This is a genomic window from Arthrobacter sp. 10T413_2 (assembly GCF_056394205.1).
In genome coordinates, this window is the sequence record NZ_JBFTHK010000001.1 from 1 (window position 1) to 14,330 (window position 14,330).

Annotated in this window: 10 protein-coding genes and 1 rRNA gene; 7 read left to right on the plus strand and 4 right to left on the minus strand. The window is 67.8% G+C overall.

The window, feature by feature from the left end; translation table 11 throughout:
- Together rrf and AC1DBQ_RS00010 are read left to right on the plus strand one after the other, a co-directional pair.
- Positions 1 to 93 (plus strand): 5S ribosomal RNA (rrf, locus tag AC1DBQ_RS00005); the annotation flags it as partial.
- Positions 94 to 295: 202 nt separating this feature from the next.
- A complete protein-coding gene (locus tag AC1DBQ_RS00010; RefSeq protein ID WP_476926531.1) occupies positions 296 to 802 on the plus strand; it encodes an SRPBCC domain-containing protein in 507 nt (168 codons plus the stop codon).
- Between the two features lie 61 nt (positions 803 to 863).
- Here AC1DBQ_RS00010 and AC1DBQ_RS00015 read toward each other — a convergent pair whose 3' ends face one another.
- Together AC1DBQ_RS00015 and AC1DBQ_RS00020 are read right to left on the minus strand one after the other, a co-directional pair.
- Entirely contained in the window at positions 864 to 1,898 is a 1,035-nt protein-coding gene (locus AC1DBQ_RS00015; protein WP_476926532.1) for a LacI family DNA-binding transcriptional regulator, read from the minus strand.
- 2 nt (positions 1,899 to 1,900) lie between these two features.
- Complete coding sequence (locus tag AC1DBQ_RS00020) at positions 1,901 to 3,691, minus strand: glycoside hydrolase family 13 protein (RefSeq protein ID WP_476926533.1); 1,791 nt, start codon at positions 3,689 to 3,691, stop codon at positions 1,901 to 1,903.
- 337 nt (positions 3,692 to 4,028) lie between these two features.
- Between AC1DBQ_RS00020 and AC1DBQ_RS00025 the strand changes: the two genes are divergently transcribed.
- From AC1DBQ_RS00025 to AC1DBQ_RS00045, 5 genes are all read left to right on the plus strand, one after another.
- The gene (locus AC1DBQ_RS00025) at positions 4,029 to 5,327 is read left to right on the plus strand and encodes a sugar ABC transporter substrate-binding protein (RefSeq protein ID WP_476926534.1); all 1,299 of its coding nucleotides are present in this window, start codon (positions 4,029 to 4,031) and stop codon (positions 5,325 to 5,327) included.
- Between the two features lie 139 nt (positions 5,328 to 5,466).
- Positions 5,467 to 7,116 (plus strand): ABC transporter permease subunit, encoded by a 1,650-nt coding sequence (locus tag AC1DBQ_RS00030; protein ID WP_476926535.1) that lies wholly within the window; start codon positions 5,467 to 5,469, stop codon positions 7,114 to 7,116.
- Positions 7,113 to 8,102: a sugar ABC transporter permease gene (locus tag AC1DBQ_RS00035; RefSeq protein WP_476926536.1), complete on the plus strand. Its 990-nt coding sequence runs from the start codon at positions 7,113 to 7,115 to the stop codon at positions 8,100 to 8,102. The genes AC1DBQ_RS00030 and AC1DBQ_RS00035 overlap by 4 nt, the downstream gene beginning before the upstream one ends.
- Positions 8,103 to 8,119: 17 nt before the next feature.
- Complete coding sequence (locus tag AC1DBQ_RS00040) at positions 8,120 to 10,168, plus strand: glycoside hydrolase family 13 protein (protein WP_476926537.1); 2,049 nt, start codon at positions 8,120 to 8,122, stop codon at positions 10,166 to 10,168.
- A 34-nt stretch (positions 10,169 to 10,202) separates the two neighbouring features.
- The gene (locus AC1DBQ_RS00045) at positions 10,203 to 11,573 is read left to right on the plus strand and encodes an FAD-binding oxidoreductase (RefSeq protein WP_476926538.1); all 1,371 of its coding nucleotides are present in this window, start codon (positions 10,203 to 10,205) and stop codon (positions 11,571 to 11,573) included.
- 46 nt (positions 11,574 to 11,619) lie between these two features.
- Here the strand turns inward: AC1DBQ_RS00045 and AC1DBQ_RS00050 are convergent, their stop codons facing one another.
- Complete coding sequence (locus tag AC1DBQ_RS00050; RefSeq protein ID WP_476926539.1) at positions 11,620 to 13,038, minus strand: DUF4032 domain-containing protein; 1,419 nt, start codon at positions 13,036 to 13,038, stop codon at positions 11,620 to 11,622.
- A 182-nt stretch (positions 13,039 to 13,220) separates the two neighbouring features.
- A complete protein-coding gene (locus AC1DBQ_RS00055) occupies positions 13,221 to 14,303 on the minus strand; it encodes an ABC transporter ATP-binding protein (protein WP_476926540.1) in 1,083 nt (360 codons plus the stop codon).
- Positions 14,304 to 14,330 lie beyond the last annotated feature (27 nt).

The window sequence follows — 14,330 nt, forward strand, 5'->3', positions numbered from 1 at the left end:
GCGCCCGGTCCCATTCCGAACCCGGAAGCTAAGACCCACAGCGCCGATGGTACTGCACCCGGGAGGGTGTGGGAGAGTAGGTCACCGCCGGAACATCATTACAGGTCGAGGACCCCCAACCACCAGGTTGGGGGTCCTCCCGCATTTAACACCACTAACGGGCCACCAACCCACCCGCAGCACCGGCACGACGTGAGGGGCCCCCGCACGTCGTGCAGTGATTCGTGGGCCGCTCCCGCACCACCGGCACACCCCCGAGACGTGCGGGAGCGTCGCGCGGGTAGAGTGGTTGCCCATGGATAACCTCTTCAGCCACGCTCCGTCGAGCGCGCCGGAACCTGAGCCGGCCGACGAACTTGATCCCGTCGTCGTCAGTCTTGTGGTCCCTGGCGCTGTCGCCAGGGCGTTCATGGGCTTCACCGAACACACGCACCTCTGGTGGCCGATGGAKGACCACAGCGTCTATGGCCTCGGCTCTTACGTGGAGTTCGAGGAGAGCCTGATCCTGGAGACTTCGGATGATGGCCGGACGGCTGTCTGGGGCTCGATTGATGACTGGCAGCCTCCGCTGTCCTTCCATGCCAGCTGGCACCCTGGAACCACGGCCATGTGGTCCACTGAGCTCCGGGTGGCGTTCAAGGCGGTCGGTGACGGGACGGAGCTGCGCCTGGTGCACAGCGGCTGGGAAGGCGCCGAAGATCCCGCGGCAACCCGGGCCGACTATGCGGCCGGATGGCCCGCTGTCCTGGACCGCTTCGTCCGGTTMATGGGCGGCGCCGGCACCGGCAGCCCGGACGCCTGAGCGAGCCCTAGACACACTGCTGGACGACGGCAGCCTCTGAGGGGGCCGCGCAGCCCGATGCCTAGTTGCCCAAGGACCCCCGGTCAACGGGAGGAACAGCAGTGCTGGACCGGATCACAAAGCGGGTGGGGTATTCGGTGTCTGCGGCCTCCGCGTCCGCGCCGCCGTCGAGCCCTGCCAGCAGGCGCCGCACGGCCAGCGCGCCCTGGCCCCGCGCGTCCTGATCGATCGTGGTCAGCCCGAAGACTTCGCCCAGCTCATGGCCGTCGATGCCGATGACCGAGAGATCATGCGGCACGCGCAGGCCGAAATCCCGGGCCGCGAGAATGGTTCCGATCGCCATCTCATCGGAGGCGGCAAAGACAGCCGTGGGACGCTCCGCCGAACTGCCCAGCAACTGCCGGGCGCTGGCATAGGCTCCTTGGATCGTGAAATCCGCAGAGACCTGCCACTCCGGCCGGACGGCCAGGCCCGCATCCCGCATTGCTTTCTTGAACCCCGCCTGGCGGGTCCCCGGCAGGCGGAAGTCCTGCTCATAGGCGGCGTCGCCGGTCATGTGCGCGATCCTGCTGTGGCCGAGCTGGATCAGGTGCCGCGCCGCGGCCTCCGCGATGCCGGAGTCATTGATGCGGATCGTCGAGGCTCCGGGAAGGGGGCCGCCGATCCCCACGATCGGGCGGTGGATGGCCAGCAGCTGGTCAATCTCCGCCTCGGAGAGCTCCAGGGATACCGCGATCACGGCGTCCACGCGTTTGCGCAGCAGGAAGTCGTTCAGCACGCTGTGCCGGCGCTCCTGCCCCTCGCTCACGTTGTACAGCGTGAGATCGTAGCCGGCGTCAAGGAGGGTCGCCGAGACGCCTTCGACCACCGAGGAAAAGAACCACCGGTGGACCGAAGGCACCACGACGCCGACATTGTGGTTACGCCSGGAGGCCAGGCTGGAAGCGTGGTACGAGAGGACGAAGCCGAGCTCGGCGGCGGCGGCCCGGGCACGCTCCCGGCTGCGGGGGGAGACGTTGCCCTTGCCGCTCAAGGCGCGCGAAACGGTGGCGATGGAGAGGCCGGACCGTTCTGCGACGTCCTTGATGCCGGGCATTCCTACCCCTCCGTGTCCTCGATGTAGATTTCCAGCCAAACAGTTTCACCTGAGCTTAACTGATCCCCGGCACCGGACATGTCCCCGGCTMCGTAACCTGCGCCCGGGGGCGTTGAACTGCGTAGCAGAACCCGTCCGGCAGGCATATCCAGCGGTTCGGAACCCGTGTTCAGGAGCACCAGCGTGGTCCCGTTGAGGAAGGCCAGGCTCGTGTCCGTGCACAGGTCCTCGTACCAGGACAGGGAGCCGCGGCCCATGTCCAATGCGCGGCGCATGTCCAGCATGCGCTTGTACAGGTTCAAGTGCGACGACGGCGAAGCAGCCTGCACATCGCGGGCCAGGCCCGCGAAGCTCTCCGGCTGCGGCAACCAGGGATTCTGCCCGTCGCCGAATCCTGCGTGCAGTTCCCCGCCCCGCCAGGGCAGCGGGACACGGCAACCGTCGCGGCCCAGCCGCGCGCCGCCGGTGCGGGCGAAGGTGGGGTCTTGGCGCCGGGCGTCCGGGATGTCGATTCCGTCCGGGAGGCCGAGCTCCTCACCCTGGTAGAGGTAGGCCCCGCCGGGCAGCCCCAGCATGAACATGGACGCGGCGGCCGCTCGGGACCGGCCCAGCTCCTCGTCGGGCTGCGGGTCCGAGGTGCCGATTCCGTCACCGTCACGCGGCGTCTGGCCACTGTATCCGAAGCGCGTGGCATGGCGGACGACGTCGTGGTTGGAGAGCACCCAGGTGCTGGGAGCCGCGACGGCGTCCAGCGCCGTCAGGGACTCGGTGATGACGTGGCGCATGCGGTGCACGTCGAGGCCCGCGTGAAGGTAGGGGAAGTTGAAGGCCTGGTGCATTTCGTCCGGACGGACCCAGTCGGCCAGGCGGGGGAGCGGGTCCACATTGGCCTCGGCGCAGAGGATCCGGTCGGGGCCGTACTCTGCCAGAATCCGCCGCCACTGGCGGTAGATGTCATGCAGGGCAGGCTGGCCGAACATCGGAGCGTCGTGGCCGGGAAAGCCGTMGCAGCTGTTCCCGTCGGCGCGGCCTCCCCACTCGGGCAGGCCCGGGGCCTTGACGAGGGCGTGCGCCACGTCCACCCGGAACCCCGAAACCCCGCGGTCCAGCCAGAAGCGCAGGACTCGCTCGAATTCATCGTGGACCGCGCGGTTATCCCAGTTGAAGTCCGGCTGGGAGGAATCGAAGAGGTGCAGGTACCACTGGCCCGGCGCGCCGTCCGGCTCGGTAATCCGGGTCCAGGCCGGTCCGCCGAAGTGGGACTGCCAGTTGTTCGGCGGCTCTTCGCCAAACGTCCCGCGGCCGTCCCGGAAGATGAACATGTCCCGCTCCGGGCTGCCGGCGGGAGCGGCCAGAGCTGCCTGGAAGGCCGGGTGCTGGTCCGAACAGTGGTTGGGCACGAGGTCCACGATCATCCGCAGCCCCAGCCGGGTGGCCTCGGCCATCATGGCGTCGAAATCTTCCAGGGTGCCGAACAATGGGTCGACGTCGCAATAGTCGCTGACGTCGTAGCCGGCGTCACGCTGCGGAGACCGGTAGAACGGCGAAAGCCAGACGGCGTCGATGTCCAGTTCGGCGAGACGGGGCAGCTCGGCGGTGATGCCGGCAAGGTCCCCGATCCCGTCGCCGTCCAGATCCCGGAACGAGCGCGGATATACCTGGTAGATGACAGCGGATCGCCACCACCCGGTGAGCTGGTCTGCGGCGTGCACCGGTGTCAACGGACCCGTCAGGGGGCTGGCCGKAGTGCCGGCCAGCTCGGCGGGGGAGAAGAGAACTGTATCAACGGACATGGCGGTAATCGTAAGCCCCGGCCGCCGAAATTGAAAACGCTTCCAGTAAAATTCGGCCGAGTATCTTCGGCAAGCGATTGGACTATCCCCGGCCATAGGTCCGGCTTCCAGGCAGGGAAGGGCGGTAATCGGCAACCCCCCAGCGCTGACGCCTCGTGACGCGGCGGGACCGGGCGGCCCCGCTACTGCTCGGTAGACTGACTTTTCAAAGCCGCACTTAGCGTGTACTTTGGAAGCGCTTGCAGCTGTGAGCCACATCACCGACGATGCCACGGGGCTCTGGGATGGACTTCCAKGGCCTTATGCGTGGATGCAGGATTTTATGAAAGGGACACCAATGAAGGYGCAGAACACCCTCACAAACGGGACGACCCGCCGCGTATTCACCGCGGGCGCGATCTCCGCAGTGGCCGCGCTGGCCCTCAGCGCATGCGGCGGCACCGCAGCCACCGCACCCGCCACCGCKACGGCAAAGCCTGACCTGAAGGCCTCCGGCGCCAGCACGATCACCATGTGGGTCGACGCCGAGCGCTCACCCGCGCTGAAGGACATCACGGCCAAGTTCCAGGCCGACACCGGCATCGAGGTCAAGCTCGTCGTCAAGGACTTCGCCGCAGTCCGCGACGACTTCATCACCCAGGTTCCCACCGGCAAGGGCCCGGACCTGATCGTCGGCCCGCACGACTGGGTAGGCAAGTTCGTCCAGAACGGCGTGATCGCGCCGGTGGAACTTGGCGACAAGAAGTCCGCGTTCCAGGACTCCTCCATCAAGGCGATGACCTACAACGGGTCCGTCTACGGTGTCCCATATGCGATCGAGAACATCGCGCTGCTGCGCAACACGGACCTCGTGCCCCAGAGCGCCAAGACCCTGGATGAAGTCATCGCCAACGGCAAGAAGGCCGTGGCCGAYGGCAAGGCGAAGTTCCCGTTCCTCGTCGGCATGGACCCGAAGCAGGGCGACCCGTACCACCTCTACCCGTTGCAGTCCTCCATGGGCTCCGAGGTCTTCGGCAAGTCTGCCGACGKCGGCTACGATCCCAAGCAGCTCCTGATCGGCGACGCTGCCGGCGTCGAGTTCGCCAAGAAGCTGGCCGCCTGGGGCGACGCCGGTGAGAAGATCATCAACTCCAACATCACCGGTGACATCGCCAAGGAGAAGTTCCTGGCCGGCGAGTCCCCGTACTACCTGACCGGTCCGTGGAACGTGCCGGACGTGCAGAAGAAGGGAATCAAGTTCGCTGTCGACGAGCTGCCCACCGCCGGTGACAAGCCCGCCCAGCCGTTCATCGGCGTCAACGGCTTCTTCATCAGCTCCAAGAGCGCCAACGCCCTCGCCACCAACGAGTTCGTCACCAACTACCTCACCACCGAGGCAGCCCAGGACTCGATGTACAAGGCCGGAGGCCGTCCGCCGGCCCTGAAGGCCTCCTTCGAGAAGGCCGCCAGCGACCCCGTCGTGGCAGCCTTCGGCAAGATCGGCGCCGCCGGCGTTCCGATGCCGGCCATCCCGGAAATGAGTGCCGTCTGGGCGGACTGGGGAGCCACCGAGCTCGCCCTCATCAAGGGCCAGGGCGATCCCGCTGCTGACTGGGCCAAGATGGCTGCCAGCATCAAGGCCAAGATCGCGGGCTAATACAGTCAGCCCCCGCGCGGTTCCCCCGGCTCCCCAGCAGGATCCGGGACACCGCACAGCACCGGGCCGGGCGGCACACCATGCCGCCCGGCCCGTTCCTGCACCACCCCCAGCTTTCTCCCGAGGACCGTAGACAGCCATGACAGACACCGAACTCCGCCCGGCCGWCGATTCCGCCCCCGCAGTACCCGGCAGTCCCGCCGGGAAACCCGCCGGGAAACAAGCAGTGCCCCGCCGCCGAACCCTCGGCCCCGACACCACCAAAGGAACGGTCGCCAAGATCGTGCTGCTGGGCCTCGTGGACGCCGTCGCCGTCTACGTGCTCATGATGCTGTTCCTCAGCCAGTCCTGGGGCGTGCTGGCCGTCGCCGCCGCCGTCGTGCTGGTGATCAACTGGATCTACCTGCGCAAGGGCGGACTGCCCGCGAAGTATCTTGCCCCCGGCGTGCTGTTCCTGCTCGTGTTCCAGGTCTTCGTGGTGTTCTTCAGCGGCTATATCGCCTTCACCAACTACGGCGACGGGCACAACAGCACCAAGGACGACGCGATCGCGTCCATCCAGCTCACGGCGCAGAAGCGCGTCCCCGACTCCCCGGCGTACAAGGCGGCCGTGCTGTCGAAGGGCGACTCCTTCTACCTGCTGTTCACGGACCCGGATGGCAAGATCTCCCTGGGCAGCACCGGCAAACCGCTGGAGGAGGTCTCCGGCGCCGGCACGGACTCCACCGGGAAGGCCAACGCCCTGGACGGGTACAGGACCCTGAACTTCCAGGAGATCGTCGCCAACCAGCAGCGGATCCTGGACATCACCGTTCCGGTCTCGGCCAACCCCRCTGACGGCAMCCTGCGCACCGCGGACGGTAGCTCCGCATACCAGTTCAAACCGGCTTTGAAGTACGACGCCGGTGCCGGCACCTTCACGGACACGGACACCGGCGCCGTCTACCGGGACAACGGCAAGGGCGCGTTCGCCACGGACAGCGGCGAAACCCTGAGCACCGGCTGGAAGATCGACGTCGGCATGGAAAACTTCGCGCGTGCCTTCACCGATCCGAGTCTCCGCGGTCCGCTGCTCGGCGTCATCCTCTGGACCTTCACGTTCGCCGTCKCGTCCGTGGCCCTGACCTTCGCTCTAGGACTGTTCCTGGCGATCACCTTCAACCGCGAGGACTTGCGCGGCAAGAAGATCTACCGGATCCTCATGATCCTGCCCTACGCGTTTCCGGCGTTCCTCTCCGGCCTGGTCTGGTCCGGCATCCTGAACCCGCAGTTCGGCTGGCTCAACCAGACCCTGCTGGGCGGGGCCACGATCGGCTGGCTGACGGACCCGGTCCTGGCCAAGATCAGCGTGCTGGTGGTCAACCTCTGGCTCGGATTCCCGTACATGTTCCTCGTCTGCACCGGGGCCCTGCAGTCCCTCCCCACCGAACTCGACGAGGCGGCCCGGATGGACGGCGCCAGCCCGTGGCGGGTCTTCCGCTCCATCAAGCTGCCGCTCCTGCTGGTCTCGATCGCACCGCTGCTGATCTCCTCCTTCGCCTTCAACTTCAACAACTTCAACGTGATCTTCATGCTCACCGGCGGCGGTCCGCGGTTCGCGGACACGGACCGGGACATCGGGGCTACGGACATCCTGATCACGCTCGTCTACAAGGTGGCCTTCGGGCAGGGCACCGGGCGCGACTACGGCCTCGCCAGCGCCCTGGCGATCATCATCTTCATCATCGTGGCCACTGTCTCGGCCATCAGCTTCAAACAGACCAAGGCACTTGAGGAAGTGAACTCATGAACGGGCCCGCACAACGCGTCGTCTCCATCACGGACCAGCCGCAGGCCTCCGCCGCAGGCGACAGCTCACGCGAGAAAATCGGCGCTKAACCCGCGGCCGCCAGCGAGCTCGCAGCCCTCCGGCGCCGCAAGCCCTTCGGCGCCTGGTTCAAGGACAAGGGCTGGCGGCACGCTGTGGGGATCGTGGTCACCATCTTTGCGATCTTCCCGCTGCTGTATGTGCTCTCCGCGGCCTTCAACTCCACCGGCACCCTGGTGGGATCCAACGCGCTCTTCAGCCGGATCGATTTCGGCAACTTCACCGAGCTCATGAACAATCCCTCGCGGCCCTTCGCCCATTGGTTCGTCAACACCATGGTGGTGGGCGGCGTGACGTCGGCGGCCACCGTGTTCCTGGGCGCCATGGCGGCCTACGCATTCTCCCGCATGCGCTTCACCGGCCGCCGGATCGGCCTGCTGAGCCTGCTGCTGCTGCAGATGTTCCCGCAGCTTCTCGCCGTCGTCGCCATCTTCCTGCTCCTGAGCGGGATCTCCGAGGTCATCCCCGCCCTCGGCCTGGGCAGCCAGCTGGGCCTGATCATGGTGTACCTGGGCGGCGCCCTGGGCGTGAACACCTACCTCATGTACGGCTTCTTCAACACCGTGCCGCAGTCCCTCGACGAAGCGGCGAAGATCGACGGCGCCAGCCACGCGCAGATCTTCTTCGGCATCATCCTGCGGCTCGTCACCCCCATCCTGGCCGTGGTGGGCCTGCTGAGCTTCATCGCCATCTCCGGCGAGTTCGTGATCGCCAGCGTGGTGCTCACAGACCCGGACAGCCAGACGCTCGCCGTGGGGCTCTACTCCTTCGTGGCCCAGCAGCGCTCCGAGAACTGGGGAGTCTTTGCCGCCGGCGCCGTGCTGTCCGCCGTCCCCGTGATGGCTCTGTTCCTMTACCTGCAGCGCTACATCGTCAGCGGCCTCACCCAGGGCTCGGTGAAGGGCTAGGCATGCACGGACCGGGCATGACGCTGCCGGGCGGTACGGGCCCCCTGCCGCACCACGACGGCTCKGTTCTCCACGCGCCCGGGCGCGCGGACCTGGGGGCGGAGATCCGGCTGCGGCTCCGCGTGCCCGCCCTCTGGGGGCGGGCCTCCAAGGTGTGGCTCCGGTCAATCCACGACGGCGAGCCCCGCTACGATCCCGCCCGCGCCCTCGGCGGGGCCGACGGCTGGATCTGGTGGKAGKCCGCCACGGTGGTGACCAACCCGGTGGCCCGCTACCGCTTCCTCGTGGAAGTCCCCGCGGGTGCCGCCGGCGACGGAACCGGCGCAGACGCCGGCGGCAGCCTGCGGTAMTGGAGCCTGAACGCGCAGGGACTGTTCAGCCGCGACGTCTCCGACTACGCCGACTTCCGCCTCACGACATTCCGGCCCGCGCCCGAATGGCTGCGCCGGKGCACGATGTACCAGATCTTCCCGGACCGCTTCGCCTGCTCCGCGTCCGCCCACGCCCCGGCGCKCCAGGTCCCCGACTGGGCCGTGCCGTGCAGCTGGGACGACACCCCCGTGGAGGGCGCAGGCCCGCAGACCCCCTACCAGTACTACGGCGGCGACCTCCGGGGCATCACCGAGCGGCTGGACCACATCCAGGCCCTCGGAGCCGACGTCATCTATCTGACCCCGTTCTTCCCGGCCCGCTCCAACCACCGCTACGACGCCGCCACCTTCAGCTGCGTGGATCCGCTGCTGGGTGGGGACGAGGCCCTCGTGGAACTGGTCGAGGCCGCGCATGCCCGCGGCCTGCGGGTCATGGGCGACCTCACGGCCAACCACTCCGGCGCCGCCCATGAATGGTTCCGGCGCGCCCTGGCGGACCCTGCCTCGGAGGAGGCCGGGTATTACTATTTCAACGCCGAGCACACTGAGTACGAGGCCTGGTACGGCGTCCCGTCGCTGCCCAAACTCAATTGGGCGTCCCGAGGCCTGCGCGAGAAATTCGTCCTGGACGACGATTCGCCGGTGGCGCGCTGGCTGCGGCCGCCGTTCAACCTGGACGGATGGCGCATCGACGTCGGCAACATGACCGGGAGGCTCGGCGGAACGGACCTCAACCAGGACGTGGCCCGGCTGATCGCGGACCGGGTCCGCGCGATCAACCCGGATGCGGCGCTGCTCGCCGAGGCCACCAACGACGCCGCACCCGATTTCAGCGGCGAGCACTGGCACGGCGCCATGACCTACTCCAACTTCACCCGTCCGCTGTGGTCCTGGCTGGCCGGGGACGCCGGGCACGTGAACTTCTTCGGAACCCCGCTGCCCGGGCCCAACAGGACCGGCGCCGAGGACTTCCTGGCCACACACCTGGACCTCGCCTCCGCGTTCAGCTGGGACGTGCGGCAGCAGAACATGAACGCCCTGAACAGCCATGACACCGCGCGGGCGGCCACCGTGATGATCGACGGCGGCCAACGGCTCGGCGCGCTGCTGATGTTCACCCTCCCGGGGGTTCCGGTGCTGTTCGCCGGGGATGAATTCGGKCTCACAGGCGACAACGGGGAGTTCTCCCGGACGCCCATGCCGTGGAACGACCCCGGCCGCATCCCCGCGGACCTCCGGGCGGACTACGCGGCCCTCACCGCGCTGCGCCGGGAACAGCCCGCGCTCACCGGCGGCGGCGTGCGCTGGCTGTACGCCCACGGGGACGTCCTGGCATTTGTGCGCGAAACCGCGCAGAGCGCCGTGCTGGTGGTGGTGGCCCGGGCCGGTGCCGAGGTTCGGCTGGCTCCCGGCGCGCTCTCGGACACCCAGCTCGCGGCTCTGACCCGGCCGCCTGCGTACGCGATGGCCCAGGTCAGCGTGGCGCTGAGCCCGGACATGTCGACGGAGGCGGAGACGGACCCGGACCCGGAGGCGGACATGGAGACCGGCACGGGGCAGGCGCCGGAACTGGAAGCGTCTACCGCGCAGATCAGTGGGGACGGGGCTGGCGGAAGTKCCCTGATCCGCACTCTGGGCCCGGCGGCCGCGGTGTGGGTGCTGCCGGGGACCCGGGTACCGGCCCCGCAGTCTTAGACTGGGAGCCGGATTCGACCGAACTGGAGACCGCATGCGCAGCATCATCGACGAGCTGACCTCTGCCCTGGGCCCGGCGAAAATTGCCGTGGACCCCGCCACCCTGGCCGGCTACGCTGTGGACCAGGCGCCCGTCCTGGACTACCAGCTCCCGCAGGCCGTGGTACGCGCCGAATCGGTGGCCGACGTCCAGGCCACCGTGCGTGCCTGCTCCGCCCGCGGTGTCGCGCTCGTGGCCCGCGGGGCCGGCACCGGCGTCTCCGGCGGCGCCCACGCGAGCGAGGGCTGCGTGGTGCTCAGCCTCGAGCGGATGAACCGCATCCTGGACCTCAACCCGGATGACGAGACCGCCGTCGTCGAACCCGGCGTCATCAACGCGGACCTCAACGCCGCCGCCGCCGACCACGGACTMATGTACGCCCCGGATCCGGCGAGCTTCAAGATGTCCACCATCGGCGGCAACGTGGCCACCAACGCGGGCGGGCTGCGGTGCGCGAAGTACGGGGTAACGCGGGACTCGGTCCTGGCTCTCGACGTCGTGCTCGCGGACGGCACCCTGATCCACACCGGCCACCAGACGTTCAAGGGCGTCGCCGGCTACGACCTCACGGGGTTGTTCGTCGGCTCGGAGGGGACACTGGGGATCGTGGTMGGGGTGACCGTGCKGCTGAAGTACCTGCCGCGCGAGGTCCATACCATCGCCGCCTTCTACCCGGACTTCCGCAGCGCCGCGGCCGGCGTCCTGGCGGTCGGCAAGGCCCGCGTGCAGCCGGCCATCATGGAACTGCTCGACGGCGGATCGCTGGCCCAGCTCGATGACATCCACGGCTCGGATCTGGCGGCGCGCGGGGCGTCCCTGCTGCTGATCCAGACCGACGGCTTCGGCGCGGCGGCCGAAGCCGCGGCCATCCGTCCGGTCCTMGCCGCCGGGGGAGCGGTGGTGACCATGGAAGCCAACGCCGAGGCAGAGCAGCTTGTCGAACTGCGCMKCAACAGCCGCGGAACCGAGGTGGATGACGAATACCGGGTGGGCGAGGACGTGGCTGTGCCGCGCTCGCGGCTGGTGGATTACGTCGCAGAGCTCGAGGCCATCGCGGCCGAGCACCGGGTCCAGCTCAAGGTCGTGGCACACGCCGGCGACGGGAACCTGCATCCCACCTTCTGGATCGACCGCGTGGACAACGCCGTGGACGCCGATGCCATGGCCCGGCTCGGCGCGGCCCTGGACAAGTCCATTGCTGTGGCCCTGGCCATGKGCGGCACCATCACGGGCGAACACGGGATCGGGCAGTACAAGCTGCGCTGGCTTGGCCTGGAGCAGAAGGAACCGGTGCGTGAGCTGCAGCGCCGGATCAAGGAGCTGTTCGACCCGGCCGGGATCCTGAACCCCGGCAAGGCGATTTAGCCCGCCCGTGCCATAACGTGCCGGGCGCTGGGATTAGGCGCGTAGCCTAGTCGTCGGAGTCCGGGTATTCGGCGATGGATTCGTCKGCGCCGTAGCGTGATTCCTCGGTTTCCACCTCGAGGATCTTGAGCAGCCCGGTGTCCGGGTTGAGCATGATCGCGKCCTCGTCCCGGCGGTGGCGGAGCTCGTTGTCAATGTAGGACTGCACGGCCTCGGCCAGGGGGATGTGCCGGTTCTCCGCCTCGGACATGTACCAGCGGTGCTCCAGGACCTCGTGCACCGCCTCGGCCGGCTCCAGCTTCCCGGAGAGGTCGCGGGGGATGGCCCGCACGATCGGCTCGAAGATCTGGCTGACCCACAGGTGCGCGCTGTATTCCTCGTCCATGCCCGGGTTGTTGTCGGCCCGGAACGAGTCCATGTCATTCAGGAGCCGGCGGGCCTGGTTCTCCTGGGCGTCCAGGCCGGTCAGGCGCAGCAGCCGCCGCTGGTGGTGCCCGGCGTCGACGACCTTCGGCTGGAGCTGGATGGTAGAGCCGTTCTGCGTGGTCTTGATGGCGTACTCCTCGACATCGAAGCCGAGCTCGTTGAGCCGCCGGATACGGGCGGCCACCCGCCAGCGTTCGCCAATCTCAAAGGACTCCTTGGCCGTTAGCTCGGTCCACAGCCGCCGGTAGCTGTCCATGATGAGCTCGCTGGTGGCCACGGGATCGACCTTTTCCTCGATCAGGCCGCCGTCGAGCAGGTCCATGAGCTCCCCGGCGATGTTGACCCGGGCGATTTMGAGGTCGTACTCGCGCTKCCCGGTGGAGAGATCCGGGTACAGCTCGCCGGTCTCGGCATCCACAAGGTAGGCGGCGAAGGCGCCGGCGTCGCGGCGGAACAAGGTGTTGGAGAGCGAGACGTCGCCCCAGTAGAAGCCGATCAGGTGCAGCCGGACCAGGAGCAGGGCCTGGGCGTCGATGAGCCGGGTCAAGGTGTCCTTGCGCAGCATCTGGGAGAAGAGCGCGCGGTAGGGCATCGAGAACTTCAGGTGCCGGGTGACCAGCACGGGGTTCAGCGGCCGGCCCTCGGGGGTGGTGCGTCCGGTGATGACGGCCACCGGCTCCACGCAGGGCACGTCCAGCCGGGCGAGCTTGCGGAGCATGTGGTACTCGTGGCGGGCGACGTGCTCCGAGGTCTCCTTGATGGCGATGACCGACCCGCCAAGATGGGCGAAGCGCACGATGTGCCGCGAGATACCGCGGGGCAGCGCCGCCAGGTACTCTGCCGGCCAGTCCTCGAGGGCGATGTGCCAGGGCAGGTCCAGGAGCTCGGGCTCGGTGGCCGCGGCCGTGATGCTCAGCGAACTGGACGCCATGGAGGCCTTGTCATCATTGGCGCTGGCGGCCTCGAACCGGGGCAGCTTCCCGATCTGACCGTAGTCGGTGGGCTCGTCGTGCCACTGGGCACTGTTTTCCTCGGTCATGTGGGGTTTTCCTCGGTCATGCGTCAATTCTTCCGTGTTTATGGTGCCGCGCCTAACGCGGAGCAGTTAAAGCCCGACGGCGGCCCTCCACTGGGGAGGACCGCCGTCGGTTGCAACCTGGCTGGGCCCACGCCGGCAGGGTTCCCTGGCCGAGCCGAGCGAGGTTAGGGTACCGGTGGGGACTAGTCGCCGAGGCGCAGACCGGTCTTGGTGTCGAACAGGTGCACGTGGCCTGACTGCGGGCGGACCCAGATGGACTCACCCTTCATCGGGGGGCGGCGACCATCGACGCGGGCCACGATGTCGTAGCTCTTGCCGTCCAGCGTGGTGTGGCCGTAGACGTAGGCGTCGGCGCCGAGTTCTTCGACGACGTCGACCTCGACCTGGAGGCCTTCACCCTGGGCGACCGTCTCAAGGTCTTCCGGGCGGGAGCCGAGGGTCACGGTCTGGCCGTGGGCCTCTTCGAGGACGTCGCGGGGAACCGGGTAGACCGTTCCGCCGAACTGCACGCCGCCGTCGACGACCGGCAGTTCGAGGAGGTTCATGGCGGGGGAGCCGATGAAGCCGGCCACGAAGACGTTCTTCGGCTTGTCGTAGAGGTTGCGCGGGGTGTCGACCTGCATCAGCAGGCCGTCCTTCAGCACGGCGACGCGGTCGCCCATGGTCATGGCCTMGACCTGGTCGTGGGTCACGTAGACCGTGGTGACGCCCAGGCGGCGGGTCAGGGATGCGATCTGGGTGCGCGTCTGCACGCGCAACTTGGCATCAAGGTTGGACAGCGGCTCGTCCATGAGGAAGACCTGCGGGTTACGCACGATTGCGCGGCCCATGGCAACACGCTGGCGCTGGCCGCCGGAGAGTGCCTTCGGCTTGCGGTCCAGGTACGGCTCGAGGTCCAGAAGCTTGGCGGCTTCACGGACGCGCTCGGCGCGCTCTTCCTTGCTGACGCCGGCGATCTTCAGCGCGAAGCCCATGTTGTCCGCGACAGTCATGTGCGGGTACAGGGCGTAGTTCTGGAAGACCATGGCGATGTCGCGGTCCTTCGGCGGAACGTCAGTGACGTCACGATCGCCAATGAGGATGCGGCCGGAGTTGACGTCCTCAAGACCTGCGAGCATGCGCAGGGAGGTCGACTTTCCGCAGCCGGAGGGTCCAACGAGGACCAGGAATTCGCCATCGGCGATGTCAATGTTGAGCTTGTCAACAGCGGGCTTATCGGTGCCCGGGTACAGACGTGTTGCGTTATCAAAAGTAACTGTAGCCACAGTTATCAATCCCTTCACCGGCAGGTA